Annotated in this window: 21 protein-coding genes and 2 other annotated features; of the genes, 14 read left to right on the top strand and 7 right to left on the bottom strand. The window is 45.3% G+C overall.

The annotated features are described in order from the left end of the window. Positions 1-318 precede the first annotated feature (318 nt). Together H539_RS0120720 and H539_RS0120725 are read right to left on the bottom strand one after the other, a co-directional pair. Entirely contained in the window at positions 319-1,704 is a 1,386-nt protein-coding gene (locus H539_RS0120720; protein ID WP_026695109.1) for an NAD-dependent succinate-semialdehyde dehydrogenase, read from the bottom strand. A 129-nt stretch (positions 1,705-1,833) separates the two neighbouring features. After that, positions 1,834-2,451 carry an exonuclease domain-containing protein gene (locus H539_RS0120725; protein ID WP_026695110.1) on the bottom strand — a complete coding sequence of 206 codons (618 nt, stop codon included), beginning with the start codon at positions 2,449-2,451 and terminating at the stop codon, positions 1,834-1,836. Between the two features lie 195 nt (positions 2,452-2,646). Between H539_RS0120725 and pepV the strand changes: the two genes are divergently transcribed. From pepV to H539_RS0120775, 8 genes are all read left to right on the top strand, one after another. Then, complete coding sequence (pepV, locus tag H539_RS0120735) at positions 2,647-4,071, top strand: dipeptidase PepV (protein WP_026695111.1); 1,425 nt, start codon at positions 2,647-2,649, stop codon at positions 4,069-4,071. A gap of 166 nt (positions 4,072-4,237) precedes the next feature. After that, a complete protein-coding gene (locus H539_RS0120740; RefSeq protein WP_026695112.1) occupies positions 4,238-4,426 on the top strand; it encodes a hypothetical protein in 189 nt (62 codons plus the stop codon). Positions 4,427-4,622: 196 nt separating this feature from the next. After that, complete coding sequence (locus H539_RS0120745; RefSeq protein ID WP_026695113.1) at positions 4,623-5,339, top strand: 3-ketoacyl-ACP reductase; 717 nt, start codon at positions 4,623-4,625, stop codon at positions 5,337-5,339. A gap of 171 nt (positions 5,340-5,510) precedes the next feature. Continuing rightward, positions 5,511-5,741 (top strand): hypothetical protein, encoded by a 231-nt coding sequence (locus H539_RS0120750; RefSeq protein ID WP_026695114.1) that lies wholly within the window; start codon positions 5,511-5,513, stop codon positions 5,739-5,741. Positions 5,742-6,101: 360 nt separating this feature from the next. After that, positions 6,102-7,235, top strand: a complete 1,134-nt coding sequence (locus tag H539_RS0120755; RefSeq protein WP_026695115.1) for an amidohydrolase — start codon at positions 6,102-6,104, stop codon at positions 7,233-7,235. Positions 7,236-7,245: 10 nt separating this feature from the next. After that, positions 7,246-8,079, top strand: a complete 834-nt coding sequence (locus H539_RS0120760; RefSeq protein WP_245602232.1) for a GNAT family N-acetyltransferase — start codon at positions 7,246-7,248, stop codon at positions 8,077-8,079. Next, entirely contained in the window at positions 8,076-9,200 is a 1,125-nt protein-coding gene (gene menC / locus H539_RS0120765; RefSeq protein WP_026695117.1) for an o-succinylbenzoate synthase, read from the top strand. Before H539_RS0120760 ends, menC begins: the two co-directional genes overlap by 4 nt. Positions 9,201-9,433: 233 nt before the next feature. Then, entirely contained in the window at positions 9,434-9,847 is a 414-nt protein-coding gene (locus H539_RS0120775; protein ID WP_026695118.1) for a YkvA family protein, read from the top strand. A 24-nt stretch (positions 9,848-9,871) separates the two neighbouring features. Here H539_RS0120775 and H539_RS33165 read toward each other — a convergent pair whose 3' ends face one another. Further along, the gene (locus H539_RS33165; protein WP_281171454.1) at positions 9,872-10,003 is read right to left on the bottom strand and encodes a hypothetical protein; all 132 of its coding nucleotides are present in this window, start codon (positions 10,001-10,003) and stop codon (positions 9,872-9,874) included. A 39-nt stretch (positions 10,004-10,042) separates the two neighbouring features. After that, positions 10,043-11,203 (bottom strand): YecA family protein, encoded by a 1,161-nt coding sequence (locus H539_RS0120780; protein ID WP_026695119.1) that lies wholly within the window; start codon positions 11,201-11,203, stop codon positions 10,043-10,045. A gap of 155 nt (positions 11,204-11,358) precedes the next feature. Between H539_RS0120780 and pepT the strand changes: the two genes are divergently transcribed. From pepT to H539_RS0120810, 6 genes are all read left to right on the top strand, one after another. Then, on the top strand, positions 11,359-12,591 hold the full coding sequence (pepT, locus tag H539_RS0120785; protein WP_026695120.1) for a peptidase T: 1,233 nt from the start codon (positions 11,359-11,361) through the stop codon (positions 12,589-12,591). Between the two features lie 188 nt (positions 12,592-12,779). Beyond that, positions 12,780-14,411: a PAS domain-containing sensor histidine kinase gene (locus tag H539_RS0120790; RefSeq protein WP_026695121.1), complete on the top strand. Its 1,632-nt coding sequence runs from the start codon at positions 12,780-12,782 to the stop codon at positions 14,409-14,411. A 308-nt stretch (positions 14,412-14,719) separates the two neighbouring features. Beyond that, complete coding sequence (locus tag H539_RS0120795) at positions 14,720-14,998, top strand: DUF1292 domain-containing protein (protein ID WP_155890175.1); 279 nt, start codon at positions 14,720-14,722, stop codon at positions 14,996-14,998. A gap of 76 nt (positions 14,999-15,074) precedes the next feature. Next, positions 15,075-15,269 (top strand): alpha/beta-type small acid-soluble spore protein, encoded by a 195-nt coding sequence (locus H539_RS0120800; RefSeq protein ID WP_026695123.1) that lies wholly within the window; start codon positions 15,075-15,077, stop codon positions 15,267-15,269. A 149-nt stretch (positions 15,270-15,418) separates the two neighbouring features. After that, positions 15,419-15,679 (top strand) — a binding site (T-box leader). A 104-nt stretch (positions 15,680-15,783) separates the two neighbouring features. Then, positions 15,784-17,106, top strand: coding sequence for a branched-chain amino acid transport system II carrier protein (gene brnQ / locus H539_RS0120805; RefSeq protein WP_026695124.1), 1,323 nt, complete (start codon positions 15,784-15,786; stop codon positions 17,104-17,106). Between the two features lie 27 nt (positions 17,107-17,133). Next, entirely contained in the window at positions 17,134-17,679 is a 546-nt protein-coding gene (locus H539_RS0120810) for a GNAT family N-acetyltransferase (protein WP_035323598.1), read from the top strand. A gap of 208 nt (positions 17,680-17,887) precedes the next feature. Here H539_RS0120810 and H539_RS0120815 read toward each other — a convergent pair whose 3' ends face one another. The 3 genes from H539_RS0120815 to H539_RS0120825 all read right to left on the bottom strand — a co-directional run bounded on the left by H539_RS0120815 (position 17,888) and on the right by H539_RS0120825 (position 20,357). Then, the gene (locus H539_RS0120815) at positions 17,888-19,219 is read right to left on the bottom strand and encodes an amino acid permease (RefSeq protein ID WP_026695126.1); all 1,332 of its coding nucleotides are present in this window, start codon (positions 19,217-19,219) and stop codon (positions 17,888-17,890) included. Between the two features lie 122 nt (positions 19,220-19,341). Next, positions 19,342-19,543: a binding site (T-box leader), on the bottom strand. Positions 19,544-19,615: 72 nt separating this feature from the next. Continuing rightward, positions 19,616-20,047 (bottom strand): ferritin-like domain-containing protein, encoded by a 432-nt coding sequence (locus H539_RS0120820; protein WP_026695127.1) that lies wholly within the window; start codon positions 20,045-20,047, stop codon positions 19,616-19,618. 79 nt (positions 20,048-20,126) lie between these two features. Beyond that, positions 20,127-20,357, bottom strand: coding sequence for an excisionase family DNA-binding protein (locus H539_RS0120825; protein ID WP_026695128.1), 231 nt, complete (start codon positions 20,355-20,357; stop codon positions 20,127-20,129). Positions 20,358-20,372 lie beyond the last annotated feature (15 nt).

Genomic DNA, 20,372 nt, shown 5'->3' on the forward strand with positions numbered 1-20,372 from the left:
CTATTATATGAGATTCATTCTCATTAGTAAATAGATTTACTGCTGCGGCCTTAAAAAATCTTGCATCCTCATATGGGCAATAAGAACAAAAGACACCCTGGCAGGGTGTCTTTTGTCAATCTTATCATAATTCAGTTTAGGCCCTGATCGTCCTCCGACGTTTCATTAAAATGTAAACAGCATGGAATTAGATGAGCGCCGCTCCAACACTAAAGCAGTCCCCGAAGAAAATAAAGAGGCAGTCCCTGCAGGAGACCGGCATGCTGCGTTTAGAACCGATGCCTGACTTCCTGTTTTGGGACAGCCTCTTTCTTTCCCTTAAATTCCCATAGAAATGTATTTTACTTCAAGATACTCTTCCATACCAAAGTGTCCGCCCTCGCGGCCCAGTCCGCTCTGCTTAAAGCCTCCAAAAGGCGCCTGTGCTACAGACGGCAGACCGTCATTCAGACCTACAATTCCATATTCCAGTCCCTCTGAGATGGCAAAGGCCTGGCTGAGGTTTTGGGTGAATACATAGGCAGCTAGTCCATAGATGGTATTGTTCGCTCTTTCAATGGCCTCCTCCGCTGTTTTGAAGGTGGCAATCGGTGCGAACGGGCCGAAGGTTTCCTCATTCATGCAGAGCATTTCGTCCGTGGCCCCTGTAAGAACAGTGGGTTCGACAAAATAGCCTGAACCGCCCTCTTCGGGATTCCCGCTTCCCAATACCAGCTTTCCTCCCTTTTCGAGTGCATCGTTTATATGGCGTCTTACTTTCTCGACCGCATTTTCATCAATTAACGGACCAATTTCCACGCCATCCTCCATTCCATTGCCAACTTTCAGCTTAGCGACCGCATCGGTAAACTTGCGGCTGAACTCCTCCGCAATTCCTTCCTGTACATAAATCCGGTTCGCACAAACACAGGTCTGCCCGGCATTCCTGAATTTGGAGGCAATCAAGCCCGCAACAGCGGCATCCATATCCGCATCTTCCATGATGATAAAGGGTGCGTGGCCGCCAAGCTCCAGCGATAATTTTTTGACCGTATCAGCCGCTTTTTTCATCAGGATCTTCCCAACCTCGGTCGAGCCTGTGAAGGAAATTTTCCGTACTCTTTCATCCTCCATCCATGCATCGCCTATTTCAGAAGCGCTTCCTGTCACAATCTGAAGGACCCCTTTTGGAATTCCTGCTTCGTACGCAAGCTCTGCCATCCGAATGGCAGTCAATGGAGTCTGCTCGGCAGGCTTTACCACCGCTGTGCAGCCGGATGCAAGTGCCGGGCCCACCTTCCTAGTGATCATGGCAGCAGGAAAATTCCATGGAGTAATGGCTGCTATGACGCCTACCGGCTGTTTCTGGACCAGAATTCTCTTATTAGGATGGGAAGCAGGTATGGTCTGGCCATAGATCCGTTTCCCCTCTTCCGCATACCAGGAAATAAAGCTGTTTGCGTAGGAAACCTCTCCAATCGCTTCCTTAAGAGGCTTCCCTTGCTCCTTTGTCATGATTTCTCCAATCTCCTGCTTATGCTCTTCAATCAAATCATGCCATTTCATCAGTAAACTGCTGCGCTCATCCGCAGTCTTCTTCGACCAGCTTTTAAATGCCTCCGCTGCAGCATCTACTGCAGCCCTCGCTTCCGCTCTGCCTCCATTCGGCACTGAAGCAATCACCTCAAGCGTAGCCGGATTCACAATATCGATCACTGAACTCATACGGCATCTCCTCTCTTTATTGGGGGGTCTGACCCCACTTCCCAAATTATTTCCAGCTGACAAACTCTTTATTTCTTATTTCTAAGATAACGCAATCTGTGTGCTGATAAAAATAATTGGCTTAGGAGTTTAGAATCCCGACGTCCTGCTCTTTTGCACGGAGGGCTGATATCGTCTCATCGGTCTTGCGTTAATAATTTCTTTAAGATAGGTGGTGCCGTCCGGATTGGTCTGCTTCAGGAGCTCCATTAAATATGTAATATCGTCAAGCGCCCTGTGTGTCTGGTGGTCTGTGATCCCATGCGCCTGCAGAAGGGTGAGGAGCTTACTGTCCGGAAATCCATATTTCTTCCAGGGTACACTTCTCATCGTACAGAACCACTTCAGCTCATTCACTTCCGGATACATTCTGTACAAGAAGCTTCTGTCAAAGGAGGCATTATGGGCAAAAACTGTTTCAGCCCTCTCGAAATATTGTTTGATTTTCGGTTCATAAAAGGTTTTCCCTTCCACCATCTCATAAGGAATCCCATGCACCCGGAAGGCATTGCCGTAATTCCTCCTGGCAGAGAAAGACAGCGGTTCCCTTAAGAAAGAATCCTTCTCGATAATTTCAAGCACTTCTCCTGTTTCCTCATGGTAGGAAAAAAGCTTCAGCGCAAGCTCAATGATTTCATCCCGGTCTGGACCAAGCCCGGTTGTCTCTACATCGACCACGAGACCCAGCTTCTGTTCTTTATTCAACATGCTGCACATCCTTTAACAGATTTATTTCTTAGTAGTATTGTAAACTTCCTTTTCTGCCAATTATATAAAAACCGGCTATTTCCATAAACTGATTTGCCTTCTGTACGTTGAACCTCATAAGCGCTCTCCCGCTATACGGATGGATACTACTGAAGAAAACCATGCTAGAATAGTACTGAAGAAATATTTAGGAGGCTGACTTTGATGAACTGGCAGGAAAAAATGAACGAAAAGCAGGACAGTCTTTTATCGGATTTAATATCCCTTCTCCGTATTAAGAGTGTGAAGGATCCAGGGAGTTCTTCTGCTTCAGCCCCTATGGGGGAACGGGTTGCAGAAGCCTTGGAATTTATGCTGGGCAAGGCCAGAAAAGATGGCTTCAGGACCAAAAATATTGAGGGCTACGCAGGGTATGCTGAAATGGGGCCGGAGGATGCAGAGGGCTATATTGCAGTTCTGTGCCATGTGGATGTAGTCCCGGCCTCAGCTGGATGGACTTCTCCTCCTTTCGAGCCTGAAATCCGTGAAGGAAAGCTCTTTGGAAGGGGTGCCATCGATGACAAAGGACCGACTATGGCCGCTTATTATGCGTTCAGCCTTCTAAAAGAACTGGGACTCCCCTTAAAGCATAGAGTGAGGATTATTTTTGGTACAGATGAAGAAAGCGGCATGAGCTGTATGGCTAAATATTTGGAAACAGAGCCCCACCCCATCACAGGATTTGCCCCTGATGCCGATTTCCCCATCATCTATGCCGAAAAAGGACAGGTCAATCTGCAGCTCGATTATCAAAAGGAAGATACTTCCGCTATAGCTGGAGACATCCAGGTCCTATCCTTTCAGTCAGGAGAACGGGCTAACGTGGTGCCAGACTCTGCAGAGGCTGTGCTTTTTGGACAAGGCCTTTCAGATGCCGCAGAACGCTTCAAGTCTTATTGCAGAAAACAGAAACTTGAAGGCAGCAGCTCTATTGACCAAGATCAGCTGACCCTGAACGTAAAAGGACAATCAGCGCATGCCATGGAGCCGGAAAAAGGAATTAATGCGGCAGCCCATCTTGCCTCCTTCCTGTCCTCCGAAAAGCTGGACAGCCGCGGCCAGGGTTATATGGAGTTTATCGCCGGACACCTGGCAGGCGATCATTATGGAAAAGGACTATCGATCGATTTCAGCGATGAAATCACCGGCCCGCTTACAGTGAATCCCGGAATCTTCAGATATGGGACCGAGGAGGCATTCATCCATTTAAATATCCGCTGCCCGGTTAAAACTCCCTACGAGGAGATGCACCAAAACTTAGAGGAAACAGCCCGCACTCATGGATTCAGAATCAGCGGCCTGCGTGAAAGACTTCCGCATCATGTAGACAAGAACCATCCGTTGATCAAAACCCTCCAGAGAGTCTACTTGGAGGAAACTGGACTCGAGCCCAGTCTGCTGACAACAGGCGGAAATACATATGCACGGATGATTAACAATGGCGTCGCTTTCGGTGCGCTCTTTCCAGGCCGTGAGGACAAGGCCCATCAAAAGGATGAATATATCATCATAGAGGACCTATTAAAGGCCGCTGCCATTTATGTCCGCGCCATCCACGAACTCGCCAATCTGGACTATTAACCTATTCCGAAGGGCTGTCTCACAGGAGGCAGCCTTTTTTTGCTTGGCAAGGAAAAGCTGCGTCCAAAAAATTTACAAAATAGCCTCTGGATTTATATAAAATCCCTGCTATAATATCAATGTAAACCTGATCTTTACATTAAAAATCATTTAAAAGGTGGGACTCATGGGAAAGTCTTCTTCCAGATTTATCATCCAGGCTACAGGGAAAGGCGGGGAAACATACTACACGTCCTGCCAGTGCAAAAACGAGTTGAAGAAATGGATGGCCGATCATCAGGATAAATTGCTGCTGAATGAAGTAAGAGTTACGGATAATAGGAAGAACCCTTTACTGAAGCTGTTCTCCTTTTAAGAGATGTTATGCACGGAATATTCACAGATGTTTTTCATCTAACATAGATTTGGATTCTTATTTTGCAGCCGTTCGTATAGAACGGCTTTTTTTCATATCTTTTATGAAGCAAAAGCATGCATCCTAGGCATTTTCCATGAAATTTTCTATCAAAAAAGGGTATATTATGATGGAGAAAACTAGAAGGAGTGATTGAATGATTTCCTTAAAGGGAAAGAATGCCCTCATCACTGGGGGAGGCCGAGGCATAGGGCGTGCCTGCGCACTGGCTTTAGCGGCTGAAGGAGTCAACATTGGCTTGATGGGCCTAAATTTATCAAATCTTGAAAAAGTGACTGAAGAGCTCGAGCAATATGACGTCACTGTATCTGCTGCCAGAGGAGATGTTTCTGATCTAGAGTCTGCCAGGAATGCAGTTGAGCATATCGTTTCGGACCTGGGATCAGTTGATATTCTGATCAATAATGCCGGCATCGCAAAGTTTGGGGGCTTCCTTGATCTCGATCCTGAGGAATGGGAAAAGATCATTTCCGTTAATTTAATGGGAGTTTACAATGTGACAAGGGCCGCGCTGCCTGGAATGATTGAGCAAAAGTCCGGCGATATCATCAATATTTCTTCCTCAGCGGGTCAAAGGGGAGCACCCGCAACCAGCGCCTACAGCGCCTCTAAATTTGCTGTACTCGGTTTAACGGAATCTCTGGCTCTTGAAGTCAGAAAACATAATATCCGGGTGAGCGCCCTTGCTCCGAGCACCGTGGCTACCGACCTTGCCATTGAAACGAATTTAACCGATGGAAATCCCGAAAAAGTCATGCAGCCGGAAGACCTGGCAGAATTCATTGTTTCCCAGCTAAAGCTGCATCCAAGGGTATTTGTTAAAACAGCGGGGCTTTGGTCAACAAACCCTTAAATTCCCGCCATGAAGAAGCTGTCTCAGAAAGCGTTCCGCTTTGTATGAGGCAGCTTCTTTTGCTTTGTTTTTTTAAAGAGAAACTAGTATTTACACACAATTTTCATAGAAGTAGTTTCAGCCCTTTCCTTCTTCCTTTTAACTACATATCTTGTAGTGTAGTTAAAAAATTTGAAGGGCCAACAAATTGCAAAATTAAACGGGTTTAATTATGGGTATGGAGATTATCAGCCTGATGGCCACAGAAAAATGGAAATGGAACATGCTTATGATTCAAGCAAGGGAAAGCGCAAAAAAGACTTCCAAGAAAAAATCATAAGTCATGTAACAGTAATTAAAATTTACTGTGGCGGTAAAAAGAACAAGAAGAAAGAAAAGAAATGCCGTCACTATGACTATTAAAAATATAAGGTTTCCTTTAGGGACAAGCATCTCCAGGAATAAGCATTCTCTTGCTGGACATGGCTTTGACTCCTCAATATTTTCAGAGTCTATTCTATTGCTGGAAGCAAATTCTTTCTATTTATGATATAAGTGAGAATATAGGCTGAACCAGGCTTTAGGATTCGGTTTAACGTTTGCTAAAACGAAGCTTTCATTCAACTTTTCCCGGCTGCTTTACTTCCTCATCATCCAGAGAATATCCGGCACCGTCAGAGGACTGGCTTACATACCAGACCGAAGCACTTTTAGATTCTTGGGCATATAATAAAAAAAGAGTGTGTGAATTCCTTAAACCACATGAAAAACTGAGGTGTTATCTTGGACCCCCTATCTTTTATCGACAAAAGTGTAAAACAGATTTACAAAACTTATGAAGAGCTTCACCGACTGGCTGAGCCGAGCTGGCAGGAAAAACAAACTTCTGCATACATAGCAAACGAGCTGAGAAATGCCGGCATTGCTTTTAAAACATTTGACAGCCACTATGGAATTGCAGCTGAAATCCCCGGTACAATGAAGGAAGCTGTCATACTCAGGGCGGACTTGGATGCCCTTGTTCAAGAGGTGGATGGCAGAGTGCGGCCCAACCATTCCTGCGGGCATGATGCGCACAGCACCATGGTGCTCTATACAGCTCTGGCAATTGCAAAAAGCGGCGTCAAACCCAGGCATACTCTCCGTTTTATCTTCCAGCCTGCAGAAGAAAAAGGAGAAGGCGCCTTAAAGATGATGTCAGAAGGAGTTCTAAAGGATGCGGAATATCTCTTCGGGCTCCATCTCCGGCCTTCTTTCGAAGTGCCCTTTAATCAAGCTTCACCTGTCATCATCCACAGCTCTTCAGGCACGATCAAAGGAAGAATTAAAGGGAGGCAGGCACACGCAGCAAGGCCGGATGACGGCATTAATGCCATCGAAGCCGCTGCCCTTCTTGTCCATAAATTAAAGCAGGTCACAATTGATACCAAAGCATCCTACTCAATCAAGATGACCCAGCTCCAAACCTCTAATAATGCAAGCAATGTCATTCCCGAGACAGCGGATTTCTCGCTTGATGCCCGCGCTCAGGAAAACAGGGTCATGACAGAGCTTAAGCGGCTTGCCCATCTTGTCATGGACGAGGTATCAGCCGAAACAGGAACCGAGATTTCCTGTACACTGGAAGAGTTTGTACCAGCTGCCCAGCCGAATAAGGACGCTATGAAAATAGCTGAAACCGCCATAAAAGATGTGCTTGGAGAAGAAAACTTCCTTCCCGTCTGCATTTCTCCAGGCGGAGAGGACTTTCACTTTTACACACTGGAAAACCCAGGAATTAACGCTACCATGGTGGGACTTGGCTGCGGCCTGGCCCCCGGGCTGCATCACCCAAAAATGAGCTTTCGGAAGGAAGCCTTGATTTACGGATGCAAGATTCTGATAAAAACCGTGCTGCTTGCCTCGGAAAAGGAGTGATGTTCTGATCATGGAATCCATTGAAATAAGGACACTTACTGATATGAAGGACCTTGAGGATGTGAGGAGGCTGGAAAGTGAGATATGGGGAGCCCATGATTCAATCCCATCACACCAGACCCTCACAGCTGTCAAAAATGGCGGAATGGTACTTGGCGCTTATGATGGCGGACGTCTCGCGGGCTTTCAGTACAGCTTTCCGGGCTTTAACGGCACCTCCGTCTACCTTTGCTCCCACATTCTCGGCACTCATCCGGATTACCGAAATCAAGGGATCGGCGAAAAGCTGAAACTCGCCCAGAGAAAGGAAGCCCTGAAGCTCGGGTATTCCCTGATCACTTGGACCTACGATCCTCTAGAGAGCATAAACGGCTATTTAAATATCGGCAAACTGGGCGGCACTTGCTCCCAATACGTAGAAAACTGCTATGGAGAAATGGAAGACTTATTAAACCGCGGCCTCCCTTCAGACCGATTCCTCGTTGAATGGGATATCTCTGAAGCAGCAAGGCAGATTCCCCGCCCGGAAGACGAGCTGCAAACGGCGGCGGCAGAGTCCTTGATTTCCTGGCATATGGAGAACGGCCTTCCTATCCCGCTGGATATCAAGGAATCTCCCCTGTCCAAAGAGGAGTTCATATACACAGCTATCCCTGCCGATTTTAGAAGGATCAGGGAAACCAGTCCAGACACCGCACTTGCCTGGCGGATGAAAACGAGAATGGTCTTTTCGCGGCTGTTTCAGGAAGGCTGGAGTGTAGTCCGCTTCTTAAAGGGTCCCAAAGAAAGCCCGGTCCATTTTTATGTCCTTACAAAAAATTCAAATGATGAGGTGTACATATGAAAATAACGCAGGTCGTTTTAAGATATATGAAGCTTAAGCTTCTGACTCCTTTTGTGACGAGCTTTGGAACGGAATATGACAAAGATTTTATACTGGTAGAAATCAGAACTGACAAGGGTATAACCGGCTGGGGTGAGTCGGTTGCCATGGTCGATCCTCTTTATAACGAAGAGACAGTAAAAACGAACTGGCACCTGCTTGAGGACTATTTGATCCCGATCATACTTAAATCCGAGATCCAGCACCCGGATGAGGTCTCAGAGGTGCTGTTCAAACATATTAAAGGAAACTATATGGCCAAGGCGGCACTTGAAGGGGCTGTGTGGGACGCCTATTCAAAAATGAACAATCTTTCCCTTGCAAAAGCACTTGGAGGAACAAAAGAAAAAATTGAAGTCGGTGTCAGTATCGGCATCAGGGAAACGGTTGAAGATACCGTAAAAGTCATTGAAGACCGGCTCCGGGAGGGGTATAAGCGATTTAAATTAAAGGTGAAGCCAGGCTGGGATTTGGAGCTTCTTGAGGGAGTACGGGAGGTCTATCCTGACATCCCATTGATGGCGGATGCAAATTCAGCTTATACGCTCCAGGATATAGAGCATCTGGCAAAGTTTGACCGCTTTAATTTGATGATGATCGAGCAGCCGCTGGCCCATCATGATATTATGGATCACGCTGAGCTCCAGAGGTCCATCAAGACCCCTATTTGTCTTGATGAAAGCATTCATACATATGAAGATGCGAAAAATGCCATCAAGCTTGGCAGCTGTCAGATTATCAACATTAAAGTAGGACGTGTCGGCGGACTGACACAGGCAAGAAAAATTCATGATTTATGCCAGGCAAATGGAATCCCAGTGTGGTGCGGCGGAATGCTGGAAGCTGGAATCGGACGTGCCCATAATATCGCCATCACTTCCCTGCCCAACTTCCGCCTGCCGGGAGATACTGCGGGATCCGCTCTTTACTGGGCTGAAGATATCATCCGTCCCGAGGTCATTGCCGAAAACGGGTATATAACAGTGCCTGTCTCACCAGGGATTGGGTATGAAGCCGACCTGGACATCATTGAAAAATATACTTTGCATAAAAAGGAATACTCTAGTCAATCCATTAACTAAGAAGAAAGCTTTGCAGCTCCAATGCTGCAAAGCTTTCTTCTTTGACCTTTCATGGAATCATCCAGCCATGCCTGCATATATTGTTTGACTCCGCTCCCATAATATTTTAAAATAGCACTAAACACACACACAAGTGTGCATTAAATAAATCTTTTGCACATGTCTATGGACAATCATTAACAGAAACACATATACATGTGCATCAGCACTGCTGACCTTGAGGAGGTCCTTTTATGCTCGATAAAAAATATGAAAAGGTATTCAGACGTTTTCTCCCTAAAGCCAGCCATTATACGGACAATAAAGATAAAGTATTCGTACTTTTAAAGGAAGCCGCAGTGAAGGCGTCTGCTGAAAAGGGAAATCTTGGAGAAGCCTGGGAAAGTCTTCAGCTTTTGTTCCAAATGGTACGGTCCTGGCTGAAGGGCGAATATCAAATCCCTAAAAAATCCCTTGTCACCATATTGGCTGCCATCCTTTATTTTGTGATCCCTATAGATACCATTCCCGATTTCATTCTGGGATTTGGCCTGATAGATGATGCAGCTGTCATCGGCTTTGCCGTGAAAAAGGTCATGGGAGAACTGGACAATTTTAAACTCTGGAAAGAATCCAGCCCTCATATCATTGAAAATAAGTCCGAATAAATCTTCAAATAATCCTTTTGCTTTTTAAACTGCAATAGCGGCGTGCATAAGACTGCCAGCTTGTTGAAAAGCAGGACCGATAAAGAAGGCTGAAATAGTAAAGCAGGCCATTCCACTTAGCGTTTTAGGAATGGCCTGCTTTTTTTCTTGGTTCAATAGCAGTGTCCTGAGTTGAGGATACTAAAAGAGAACCTGCTATTTCCCACAGCACTTTTTATATTTTTTCCCGCTTCCGCACGGACAAGGGTCATTCCTGCCTATTTTCTCTGTCTGGAGTGTCTGCTCCAATTCTTCCTCCAGCACCAGCATCTGGTCTGCTTTCCCCTGCTCTTCAGCCTGACGCTTCCAATGTGCGAGTTTGGGATGTGTAAGATTTAATAGTTTATAAAAGCTGTATGCATCAAGCTCCTTTTCAACCATGTATGCATCATAGCCTCTTTCCATAAAATCAGCAATTTCAGGCAGGCATTCGTGTGATAATTGATGGGCCAATTCTTCAAATATAAGTTCTTTATCCATATCTTCCAGGCTGTAATATAAATCTTTTAATTCCTGGACGGCCCTTGGAGATTTTGTTCCACCCAGCACAGATGCAGCGTACACACTCCCCTGTCTGGCATAAGGCAGGACAGCTTCCACCGCTTCATCACTCTGCCAGCCTATCAGCACATCCGCAGTTTCTTCAAGCAAAAAATCCTCTTCTTCTCTGGCAAACAGCCCTTTTAGTAAAGGAAGATATTCTTTTTTTCCCTGGATGCCTATCATATAGACAACGAAAATCCCTGCAAAGGTAAACCAATCAGAATTCAGGTTTTCATTAAGGACCACTTTGAACTCGAAGTCATCCACCCAGCCCTTTTCCGCAATCCTTTTGGCAAGCAGCTTAGCTCTCCGATAGCTTTCTGGATTATAGGGATTTTCTGTATCCAGCTTTGCGAGATACGAGCCGTATTCCTCCCAGACCTTCTCCTCATCGCCATGCACGATAATATCATAAAGCTCCCATAGACCTTCGGGGAGGACAGAACGAAGATCCTTCTTGTATTTCATGGCTGATTCAGGACTGATAAGCTGTAAAAGATTTAAGTCAACCTTCTTCCCCTGGATAACTGCTTGTACGATGAGCTCTGCCGTTTCCCTTCCCAATTCATGTTTTTGCAGATGGAAGCCTGCATGAACGGCCTCTTCCTTTCCCTCAAGGACCCGCTCTACCTTTTCCTTCACATACTCTTCAGGAACAAATGGGTAGTCAACCAGCGTCTGCGCAATAAACTCCCGGACCAGTTTGTCGTCTGAAGTAATGAATGGACGTATCTTCTCTATGAATTCCGTATTCATCACATGATTTTTTTTCATTATGCACCATCCGTTTATATATTCTCTATTTTATTTTACCCCTTCCCTCTTAACATCTCCATGGATATAATTCTGCCCGAAAGCTTTTGCACATTATGCGGGGGATTTTTTTCATGGTAAAATAAACATACAACATTACAGGAGATGAATGGACATTGAAACAAGACATCATTAACCGCTTTACATCCTATGTAAAAGTGGATACTCAATCCAATGAAACAAGTGAAACCACTCCTTCCACTCCGGGACAGCTTACCCTTGCCAATATGCTGGCAGAGGAGCTTCAAGCCATCGGCATGGAGGATGTGACCATAGATGAAAATGGATATGTAATGGCGACACTTCACGGGAATACAGACAAGGAAGTTCCGACCATCGGGTTTTTAGCCCATGTCGATACGGCAACAGACTTTACAGGAAAAAATGTAAACCCGCAAATCGTCGACGATTATGACGGCGGCATCATTACACTAAATGAGGGAATGGGAGTATACCTTTCTCCGGAGGAATTCCCAAGCCTGTCCCGCTACAAAGGCCATACTCTCATCACAACAGACGGCACTACACTTTTAGGGGCTGATAATAAGGCAGGCATAGCAGAGATCATGACAGCTATGGAATATTTGATTCAGCATCCGGAAATTAAGCACGGCAGGATAAGGGCAGCCTTCACGCCCGATGAGGAAATCGGCCGTGGCCCTCATAAATTTGATGTCAAGGCATTCAATGCTTCATTTGCCTATACAGTCGATGGCGGCCCGCTTGGAGAGCTGGAATATGAAAGCTTTAACGCGGCCCAGGCCAAAATTACGATAAAAGGACTTAATATCCATCCTGGCTCCGCAAAGGATAAAATGGTCAATTCTGCTAAAATCGCCATGGAATTAAACTCCAGGCTGCCGCAGGAAGAAGCTCCGGAATCAACCGAGGGTTATGAAGGATTCTACCATCTAAGCTCAATCGGCGGAGACGTATCAGAAACAAACCTTACCTATATCATCCGGGATTTTGACAGAGACAGCTTCAATAATAGAAAAGCAAGTCTTGAAAAAATAGCCGATGATTTAAGAGAGCAATACGGCAGGGAGAATATTCAACTGGATATCAAAGATCAATACTATAATATGAAAGAAAAAATTGAGCCTGTCAAAGAAATTGTGGACATTGCCTATCAGGCCATGGAGAATTTGAATATTACACCTGATATTAAGCCAATCCGCGGGGGAACAGACGGTTCACAGCTTTCTTACATGGGGCTTCCGACCCCCAATATCTTTACCGGCGGCGAAAACTATCATGGCAAATACGAATACATATCAGCCGATAATATGGTGAAAGCTGTTGAAACAATAGTAGAAATTGCAAAGCTTTACGAACAAAGAGCGTAATCCGGACCAGCTGCAGAAGGCTGTCTTCAAAAAAGGAATGTTTACAGGGCGATTCCCGTGGCACCTTCCTTTAGGAGACAGCCTTTTTTCTTAGTCTGTTTTGGGGCACCTTTCCCCCTGTAAATGTATTTTGCTTCTTATTCCTGATATAATATGTTAGTTCTAAACGGGCTTTGAAGGAGACTAAAATGAATAAACAAAAAATATTGATAATATATCTCATTTCCGGGATCATTTGGGTATTTTTGACCGATTTTTTTATCGACTCATATGTATCTAATGCTCAATTATACAGCTTGATCCAAAAAGCAAAAGGACTTTTTTTCATTCTATTAACAGGCCTGCTATTATATCAAGTCCTTAAAAAAAGCGAAAAGTTCTCCATTCTCCAGGAGCAGGAGGAACGGCTCTCTACCTTAATCAATTCTATGGTGGACTTTGTAAACTTCAAGGATGGTGAAGGACGATGGATTGAGGCGAATGAATTCGGTCTTAAGCTCTTCCAAATTGAAGGCGCAGAGTATAAAGGGCTGAAGGATTCTGAGCTGGCCAAACACTCAGATTTTTACGGCGATGCGTTGACGTATTGTGAGATTTCAGATGAAGAGACCTGGAACGAAGGAAAAATCACCCGCTGCGAGGAGATCATTCCACTCCCTGAAGGCGGCTGTAAAACCTTTGATACAATCAAGGTTCCCTTGTTCAACAGTGATGGATCTAGAAAAGGCCTGGTGGTCATAGGAAGGGATATTACGGAGCGTGTAAAGGCTGAAAAGAATCTGTCAGACAGCCAGCAAATGTACAAATCGCTCTTTGATTATAATCCCGATTCAGTATTCATGATGAATCTAGAGGGCATATTGACTAAGGCCAATCCTAAATTTCAAACCCTGATGGACATGGGTAACGGAGCACTTGCCGGAACCCGGCTCGACGGCTTTGTTACAGGCATTGAATCCGATAAGGATAAGCTGAGGAAAGCATTCTTATATGTAGTGAATAACAAGACTGGAATCGCTACAGATGATATTACCTTTATTACATCAAAAGGGAGCAAGGTCCTTCTTCACTGCACATTTGTTCCCATGCTGATTGATGGAGAGCTTGCAGGCGTCATAGGCTACGCAAAAGATGTGACGCTGATCAGGGAAACCGCAGAACGGCTTAGAAAAACAGAAAAACTGTCGATTGTAGGTGAACTGGCCGCCAGTGTCGCCCATGAAGTGCGTAATCCGCTTACTTCATTAAAGGGGTTTGTCCAGCTTCTTAAGGACAATGAAAGCCAATATCAAACCTATTATTCCATCATGCTAAGCGAGCTGGACCGGATCAATCAGATTGTGAGTGAACTGCTGGTCCTAGCTAAGCCTCAGGATAAAAAGTTTAAGAAATGCAATCTGGGTATTCTGCTTAAAGAGGTTAAAGCCCTTCTTGAGCCCCAGGCCATGATTGAAGGAGCCGAAATACTCATTGAAGAGAAGGAAGAACTCCCGTTGATTTTGTGTGAAGCCAATCAAATTAAACAGGTGTTTATCAATATCATCAAGAATTCCATAGAAGCTGCTGCCACTACAATCAAGATTTCCCTGCAGCGGGCAGGCGAAGAGACCCTGATCCACATCAAGGATAATGGATGCGGCATCGAGCAGGAAAGAATTCCCCACCTCGGCGAGCCCTTTTACTCATCCAAGGAAAAAGGAACCGGTCTTGGACTTACCGTCACTCAACGGATTATCCAGGCCCACCATGGCAGGCTAGCATTTCAAAGCAAAGTGAAAGAAGGGACAGATGTAACCATCCTCCTCCCTTCAATAAATTAGCTGCAAAAAAAATCAGGAGCTGCTGCCTCTGATTTTTTTATGTTCTGTGCTTCAACGTCGGCCAGATATAGAGCCCCAGTTCCCTATTTCAAAGCATAAGCCCTTTTAATGATAAGAGAGAAACTAATAAATTGCCGATTATCGTCTTCGATTCCGTTTTGTAAGCGTATAAAATCCACTATTCATTTTTTAGTATTAGCCTCCCATTTCGCCTTCATGCCAAGCATTATGTCGTGGATCATAAATTTCTTCCTTTTATTATCCTTTTTCCTGGATAGGATAATAAAGAATACATGGAGGTGACCATCTTGGAAGAACAGGAATTGAGAGATTTTGTCATTATAGAAGATGAAGAAGGAACCGAACAGCAATACGCCATTGAAGCCCTTTTTGATATGGAAGACCAGTCCTATGCCTTGCTGACTTCGGGAGAGGATACCATTCTCGTCCGTGTCGAAGAAGATGAAGGAGAACAATATATCGAAAACATTACTGATCCAGAGGAAAGAGATAATATACTGGCTGCCTATCAGATCGCAGTAGAAGCTGCCCCTGCAGAAGAAGTGGACCGGACCATGGACTTTTAATGCATTCAAATCAGGAAAAAAGGTTATCTTAACAGAGAGCCTAGCTGGCTCAATTCCTCGTCGGGAGTGATGTGTCTTGGCAAGAAACAAACTTTTGGTCCCTGGCGCCGGCAACGCCCTTGATCAGATGAAGCAAGAAATTGCGAATGAGTTTGGAGTTCAGCTTGGAGCAGATGCGACCGCACGTGCAAATGGTTCTGTCGGCGGTGAAATGACCAAGCGGATGGTGGCGTTCGCCCAGCAGCAGCTTAGAAATCAGCAAGGACAGTAACCAAGGAGAAGAGACCCCAAACCGGGTCTCTTTTTCTGGCTCTCCATTCTTCCAGCAAAGCCCTGCAGACCTTCCAAATTTTTAATATATAGAATTATCTAAATTTCGTTGACAATGACTACGATACCTGTTAAATTATATCTACATAATAAAAATCAGTGACGAGAAGAGTAGGATAAGATTATGTTCCACAGAGAGCCGGCAGGCTGCTTTTAAAAGGCGGCAGGGTGAAAGCCGGTGTACAGATCGTGTCCGAAGATCATCTCCGAGATTCAAAGCTGAACTAAAAGTAAGCTTTGACGGGTTTTCCTCCGTTATAAAGGACCGCGTATGATTGTACGTGTACAGAGCGCCGCATATTTTTCATGCGGAATTAGGGTGGTAACGCGAGATAACAACTCGTCCCTTTACTAGGGGCGGGTTTTTTATTTTGTTCTTTTAGCAGATGTTTTGGCCATTCATCTGTTATATAAATATAATATTTTTCAATAAATCCATAAAGGAGATAAATGACATGAATCGAAAAGACACCTTATTTATTGGACTAATGCTGTTTTCCATGTTTTTCGGAGCAGGAAATTTAATTTTCCCGCCATTTTTAGGAGCAGAAGCAGGAACCTCCTTCTGGGGAGCAATCACAGGATTTATTATAACCGGAGTCGGCCTTCCCTTTGCCGTTTTGCTTGCGGTTTCCCTTGTCAAAGGTGGCGCGCAGACCATTGGGAACAGAGTTCATCCTGTTTTCAGCACAATTTTCATGGTTATTATTTATTTGAGCATCGGTCCTTTTCTGGCCATTCCCAGAAATGCCAATGTCGCATACGAAATGGGGGTAAAGCCCTTCCTTGGCACATCGGCGTCCGGAACCTCACTGCTCTTATTCACCCTGGTATTTTTCGTATTGGTTTACCTGGTCAGCTTGAATCCATCCACCATGGAGAAATACATGGGGCGCTGGATTACACCTGCTCTTCTGCTGGCCATGGTCGTATTATGTACAACCGGCCTGCTGAAGTTCCATTCTCCGTTCCAGGCTCCATCCGAAGCCTACAAGAACGGCGCCTTTTTCAAAGGATTTTTGGAAGGATACAACACCATGGACGCACTTGCCTCCCTTGCCTTTGGAATTGTCATCCTGACAGCAATCAGTCAAAAAGGCGTCAAAAAGAGAAGCGATTTAACCAAATACACATTAAAAGCAGGAATGATCGCCGGGCTGCTCCTTGCCCTTGTCTATCTTAGCCTTGGCCTGATGGGAGCTAAGATGCCTTCTGAAGGAGCCGCAAATGGGACTGAGCTTTTATCCTCTGCTTCTGTTATCCTTCTTGGGACGAAAGGCACTGCCCTGCTTGGAGTCATCTTTACCCTGGCTTGCTTTACAACCGTGGTCGGTCTGACATCAGCATGCGGCCAATACTTTTCAAAGCTCCTGCCAAGGCTCAGCTACAAAACCGTTGTATTGCTGGTTACACTTACAGGTTTCATTTTGTCCAACCTGGGATTGGATCAAATCTTAAAGGTATCGGTTCCTTTCCTTGTTATGGCCTATCCGCTGACGATCGTCCTTGTCGCATTGACGTTCTTCAGCCGTTTTTTCAACAATTCCAGAAAAGTCTATGCCAGTACGGTCATCTGCTCAGGATTCTTTGCCATCCTGGACGGACTGGGAGCCTTCGGGCTTCATCTTGGACCCCTGCAGGCGCTAAAGGATGCCCTTCCTCTCTCAGCACAGGGACTTGAATGGGCACTGCCCGCCCTTGCCGGGGCATTGATCGGGCTTATTCTCGATAGATGGAAGCCCTCCCTGCCCGCTGAAGGAGAATCACTCGAGCTATAAAGTCATATAATTACCGAGGTGAATACTATGCTGTTAAAGGTGAACAATGATTTGTTTATAGAGTTGATGGGACCCGAGCACAAATACGAGCTCTTTCATATCATTGATACAAACCGGGAGCATCTCGGTAAATGGCTTTTATGGGTGAACAAACGGCAGGCAGCGGACGACCTTGATCCGGTCTTCCCAGTCTGGCTGAAAAATTTTGAAGACAGCAATGGCTTTGACGCCGGAATCCGCTATCAAGGAAGGCTTGTTGGAATGATCAGCCTTCATTACATCGACTGGAAAAACAAATCAACAAGCATTGGCTACTTTCTCTCGAAAGAGGCCGAGGGCCGGGGGATTATCACAAAAACCATCTCCTCCCTGCTCACCCACATCTTTGAAGAGCTTGGTCTAAACCGCGCAGAAATCCGGGTAGCTTCCGGCAATACCAGAAGCCGGGCCATTCCGGAACGCCTCGGCTTCATCCAGGAAGGCATCACCCGGGACGGCCAATGGCTTCATGACCATTTCGAAGATCTTATCAATTACAGCATGCTCGGACGGGATTGGGTACAAAAAAAATAAACTAACCAGGCAGCCGAATGACAGAGGAATGGACGTATGTATGGGCATACGTCTTTTCTTTATTTCATTAAGCTTAGACCAGTTGTCCATTGTTTGATGATGGACAGTTTTTTTCATGGCAGCCCTATCTATCGGAAGGAACTATCGTTTTATTTGTGCACCCATGCCTGCGCACACACGAAAAAGAGGCCGCAATGGCCTCTTTTCCTTACTTGGTTTTCAGTTTTTTCACCGCAAAGGACATCAGGGCCAAAACCGCGACCATGACAATGCACACGATGGAGCTGAGGCGGTTTTCCGGGCTGATCAAAAGAGTGATGAATGAAATTACAAGGCCAATGATGACCAGCAGCGTCAGATACGGGAAACCCCAAAGTTTGAAGTACGGCTGGTTGGGATATGTGCGTCTGAGCTTTAACTGTGCCAGACAGATACTGACCCAGATGATGGATACAGCGAAGCCGGGAATAGCCATTAGATAGGTAAAAATTTTATCCGGCTCCAGATAAGCAAGATACGTTCCGAGCAGAAGGACGAGTGCGCTTATGCTCAATGAAACATATGGAACTCCTCTTTTTGTCACACGCTTTAAGCTTTGAGGAGCGACCCCGCTTGCTGCAAGTGAGTGCATCATTCGTGTACTTCCATAAATCCCTGAGTTGGCTGCAGACAGAACCGCTGTAATCAACACAAAATTCACAACGTGGGAAGCCCCATTCATTCCCGCTGTTTCGAATACCTGTACGAATGGACTTCCGCTTTGAGAAATGTGATCCCAGGGAATGAGACCGCAGATCACAAGAATAGGCAGTGTATAGAATAAAATGACGCGCACCATGACCCCTTTTACAATGCCGGGAAGTGCCTTTTCGGCATCCTTCATCTCCGTAATGGTCAAACCGATGAGCTCAGAGCCGCCATATGAGAACATGACGATCAGAAGCGTAGAAAAAATGGCACCCCAGCCGTTTGGCACGAAATCCGTGAAGTTATGGAGACGGGGAGCTGGTCCGTCGCCCGGAATGATGCCGAATAATATGGCGGCCCCCAGTAATATGAAGGCAATGATCACCACAATCTTCAAGCCCGCAAACCAAAATTCGATTTCACCATATAATTTCACACTGAAGCTGTTAAGAAGGATGATTCCAAGGGCACAGATCAGGCTGAGCGCCCAAAGCGGTGCCGAGGTGAACCAGTATTGCAGGAAGCTTCCTGCAGCTATTACCTCAATGACACATACAACAAGCCAGAGGATGACATAAAGCCATCCGGTTATGAAGGCATATCTGCTTCCCAATGCTTTTTCAATCAGCTGGTTCATATCATGCCCGCGATAGACGATGGCCATTTCAGCCATGGCACCCATCACTACGAGAAGAAGCAGTCCCGCAAACAGGTAAGAAAAAATGACTCCAGGCCCTGCCATTCCCACTGTATCAGCGCTTCCTTTGAAAATCCCTGTTCCAATCATGCCGCCCAAGGCAATCATTCTTACATGGCGGGATTGAAGCTGTTTTTTTAACTTGTCGTCTTGCATGTGACACCTTCCTTTATTATTATTTATACACGAAATAGATTCGGCTTAATCCCGATGAGCTGGATAAAGCTTCAATGAGAGACAGGCCCAGAGAAAATAAAAAAGTCCCTGCTGAATAAATCAGCAGGGACGAATGAACGCGGTACCACCCTTGTTGCAGCTATAGCTGCCTCTCATTTTTATAACGGGACTGCCCGTCTCCTCTAGGTAAGGAGAAGCTCCAGGATTGAAATTCGTTTCTAATCTATGTACCGGCTCTCAGCACCGCCGGCTCTCTTAGACATAAAACATTAGCAACTACTAAATTCCCTTCAACACTTATCTATTTTATTTTGGTATAATTCCTGAGTATATTTCTTGATTATAGAAGGGCTGGAGTGCCATGTCAACTTTAATTTAGATTCTATGCACCATGAAGTATAGGAACCAAACGGCATGATTTTGTTCATCTGCAGCTGCACTACGGAAGGCTTCCCTGATAGATGGATCATTCGTCATCTGCGCAATCCGGTGATATTTATCTACCGTTTCCTGTTCATCTTTAAAGGCAAAGTCAAGGCCCCTCCGGTAGTCCCTTGGGCATTCCTCTCTGATTTGGACCTGAGGCTGTCTGCCAAACAGAGTGGAGTATATTTGAACAAAGGTCTGATAATGATGGATTTCATCTTTGCGGATTTCTAAGATTTGATTCCTGGCTGCTTCAGTGGGCGCCATGGATGCGATCTTCTCATAGCAGATGATAGCTGTATATTCACCGTTAATCGCATTGCCTATTTCCCTTCTGATCTCCTCGTTCTGCCTGGCATATTCCATATATGAATATTCCATTTACATCCCTCCCCAGAATAGTTTATGGGGAGAAATAGTGTAGGTGCCTGCCTTCAATAATCTTATTTACCAGCTTAGCCTAGTCTTCATCCTTCACATCCATATCCTCTGGAATCGATTCATTCTGCCATTCTGCAAAAAGGCTTTTATATTTTTCCATCTGCTCAAAATGAGTGGCAAACTGCTCTTTATTAATTAAATACTGCTTCCCGTCATGGACCGCCCTGATCTTTTTCTGCATGACCAGACTTTCCACATAATGGGCTGGAAGTGAGAGGTACTCTGCCGTCTCCTCTATAGTTAGATACATAGTTTCACCTACTTT

Origin of the sequence: Peribacillus kribbensis DSM 17871 (assembly GCF_000430765.1) — a bacterium.
Classification (GTDB): Bacteria; Bacillota; Bacilli; order Bacillales; family DSM-1321; genus Paraperibacillus; species Paraperibacillus kribbensis.

What these genes read in the sequence shown, in the direction of transcription:
- H539_RS0120720 (WP_026695109.1), bottom strand. Translation starts at nt 1,704, where the DNA reads ATGAGTTCAGTGATCGATATTGTGAATCCGGCTACGCTTGAGGTGATT.
- H539_RS0120725 (WP_026695110.1), bottom strand. Translation starts at nt 2,451, where the DNA reads ATGTTGAATAAAGAACAGAAGCTGGGTCTCGTGGTCGATGTAGAGACA.
- H539_RS0120740 (WP_026695112.1), top strand. Translation starts at nt 4,238, where the DNA reads ATGGGAAAGTCTTCTTCCAGATTTATCATCCAGGCTACAGGGAAAGGC.
- H539_RS0120745 (WP_026695113.1), top strand. Translation starts at nt 4,623, where the DNA reads ATGATTTCCTTAAAGGGAAAGAATGCCCTCATCACTGGGGGAGGCCGA.
- H539_RS0120760 (WP_245602232.1), top strand. Translation starts at nt 7,246, where the DNA reads ATGGAATCCATTGAAATAAGGACACTTACTGATATGAAGGACCTTGAG.
- menC (WP_026695117.1), top strand. Translation starts at nt 8,076, where the DNA reads ATGAAAATAACGCAGGTCGTTTTAAGATATATGAAGCTTAAGCTTCTG.
- H539_RS0120775 (WP_026695118.1), top strand. Translation starts at nt 9,434, where the DNA reads ATGCTCGATAAAAAATATGAAAAGGTATTCAGACGTTTTCTCCCTAAA.
- H539_RS0120780 (WP_026695119.1), bottom strand. Translation starts at nt 11,203, where the DNA reads ATGAAAAAAAATCATGTGATGAATACGGAATTCATAGAGAAGATACGT.
- H539_RS0120790 (WP_026695121.1), top strand. Translation starts at nt 12,780, where the DNA reads ATGAATAAACAAAAAATATTGATAATATATCTCATTTCCGGGATCATT.
- brnQ (WP_026695124.1), top strand. Translation starts at nt 15,784, where the DNA reads ATGAATCGAAAAGACACCTTATTTATTGGACTAATGCTGTTTTCCATG.
- H539_RS0120810 (WP_035323598.1), top strand. Translation starts at nt 17,134, where the DNA reads ATGCTGTTAAAGGTGAACAATGATTTGTTTATAGAGTTGATGGGACCC.
- H539_RS0120815 (WP_026695126.1), bottom strand. Translation starts at nt 19,219, where the DNA reads ATGCAAGACGACAAGTTAAAAAAACAGCTTCAATCCCGCCATGTAAGA.
- H539_RS0120820 (WP_026695127.1), bottom strand. Translation starts at nt 20,047, where the DNA reads ATGGAATATTCATATATGGAATATGCCAGGCAGAACGAGGAGATCAGA.
- H539_RS0120825 (WP_026695128.1), bottom strand. Translation starts at nt 20,357, where the DNA reads ATGTATCTAACTATAGAGGAGACGGCAGAGTACCTCTCACTTCCAGCC.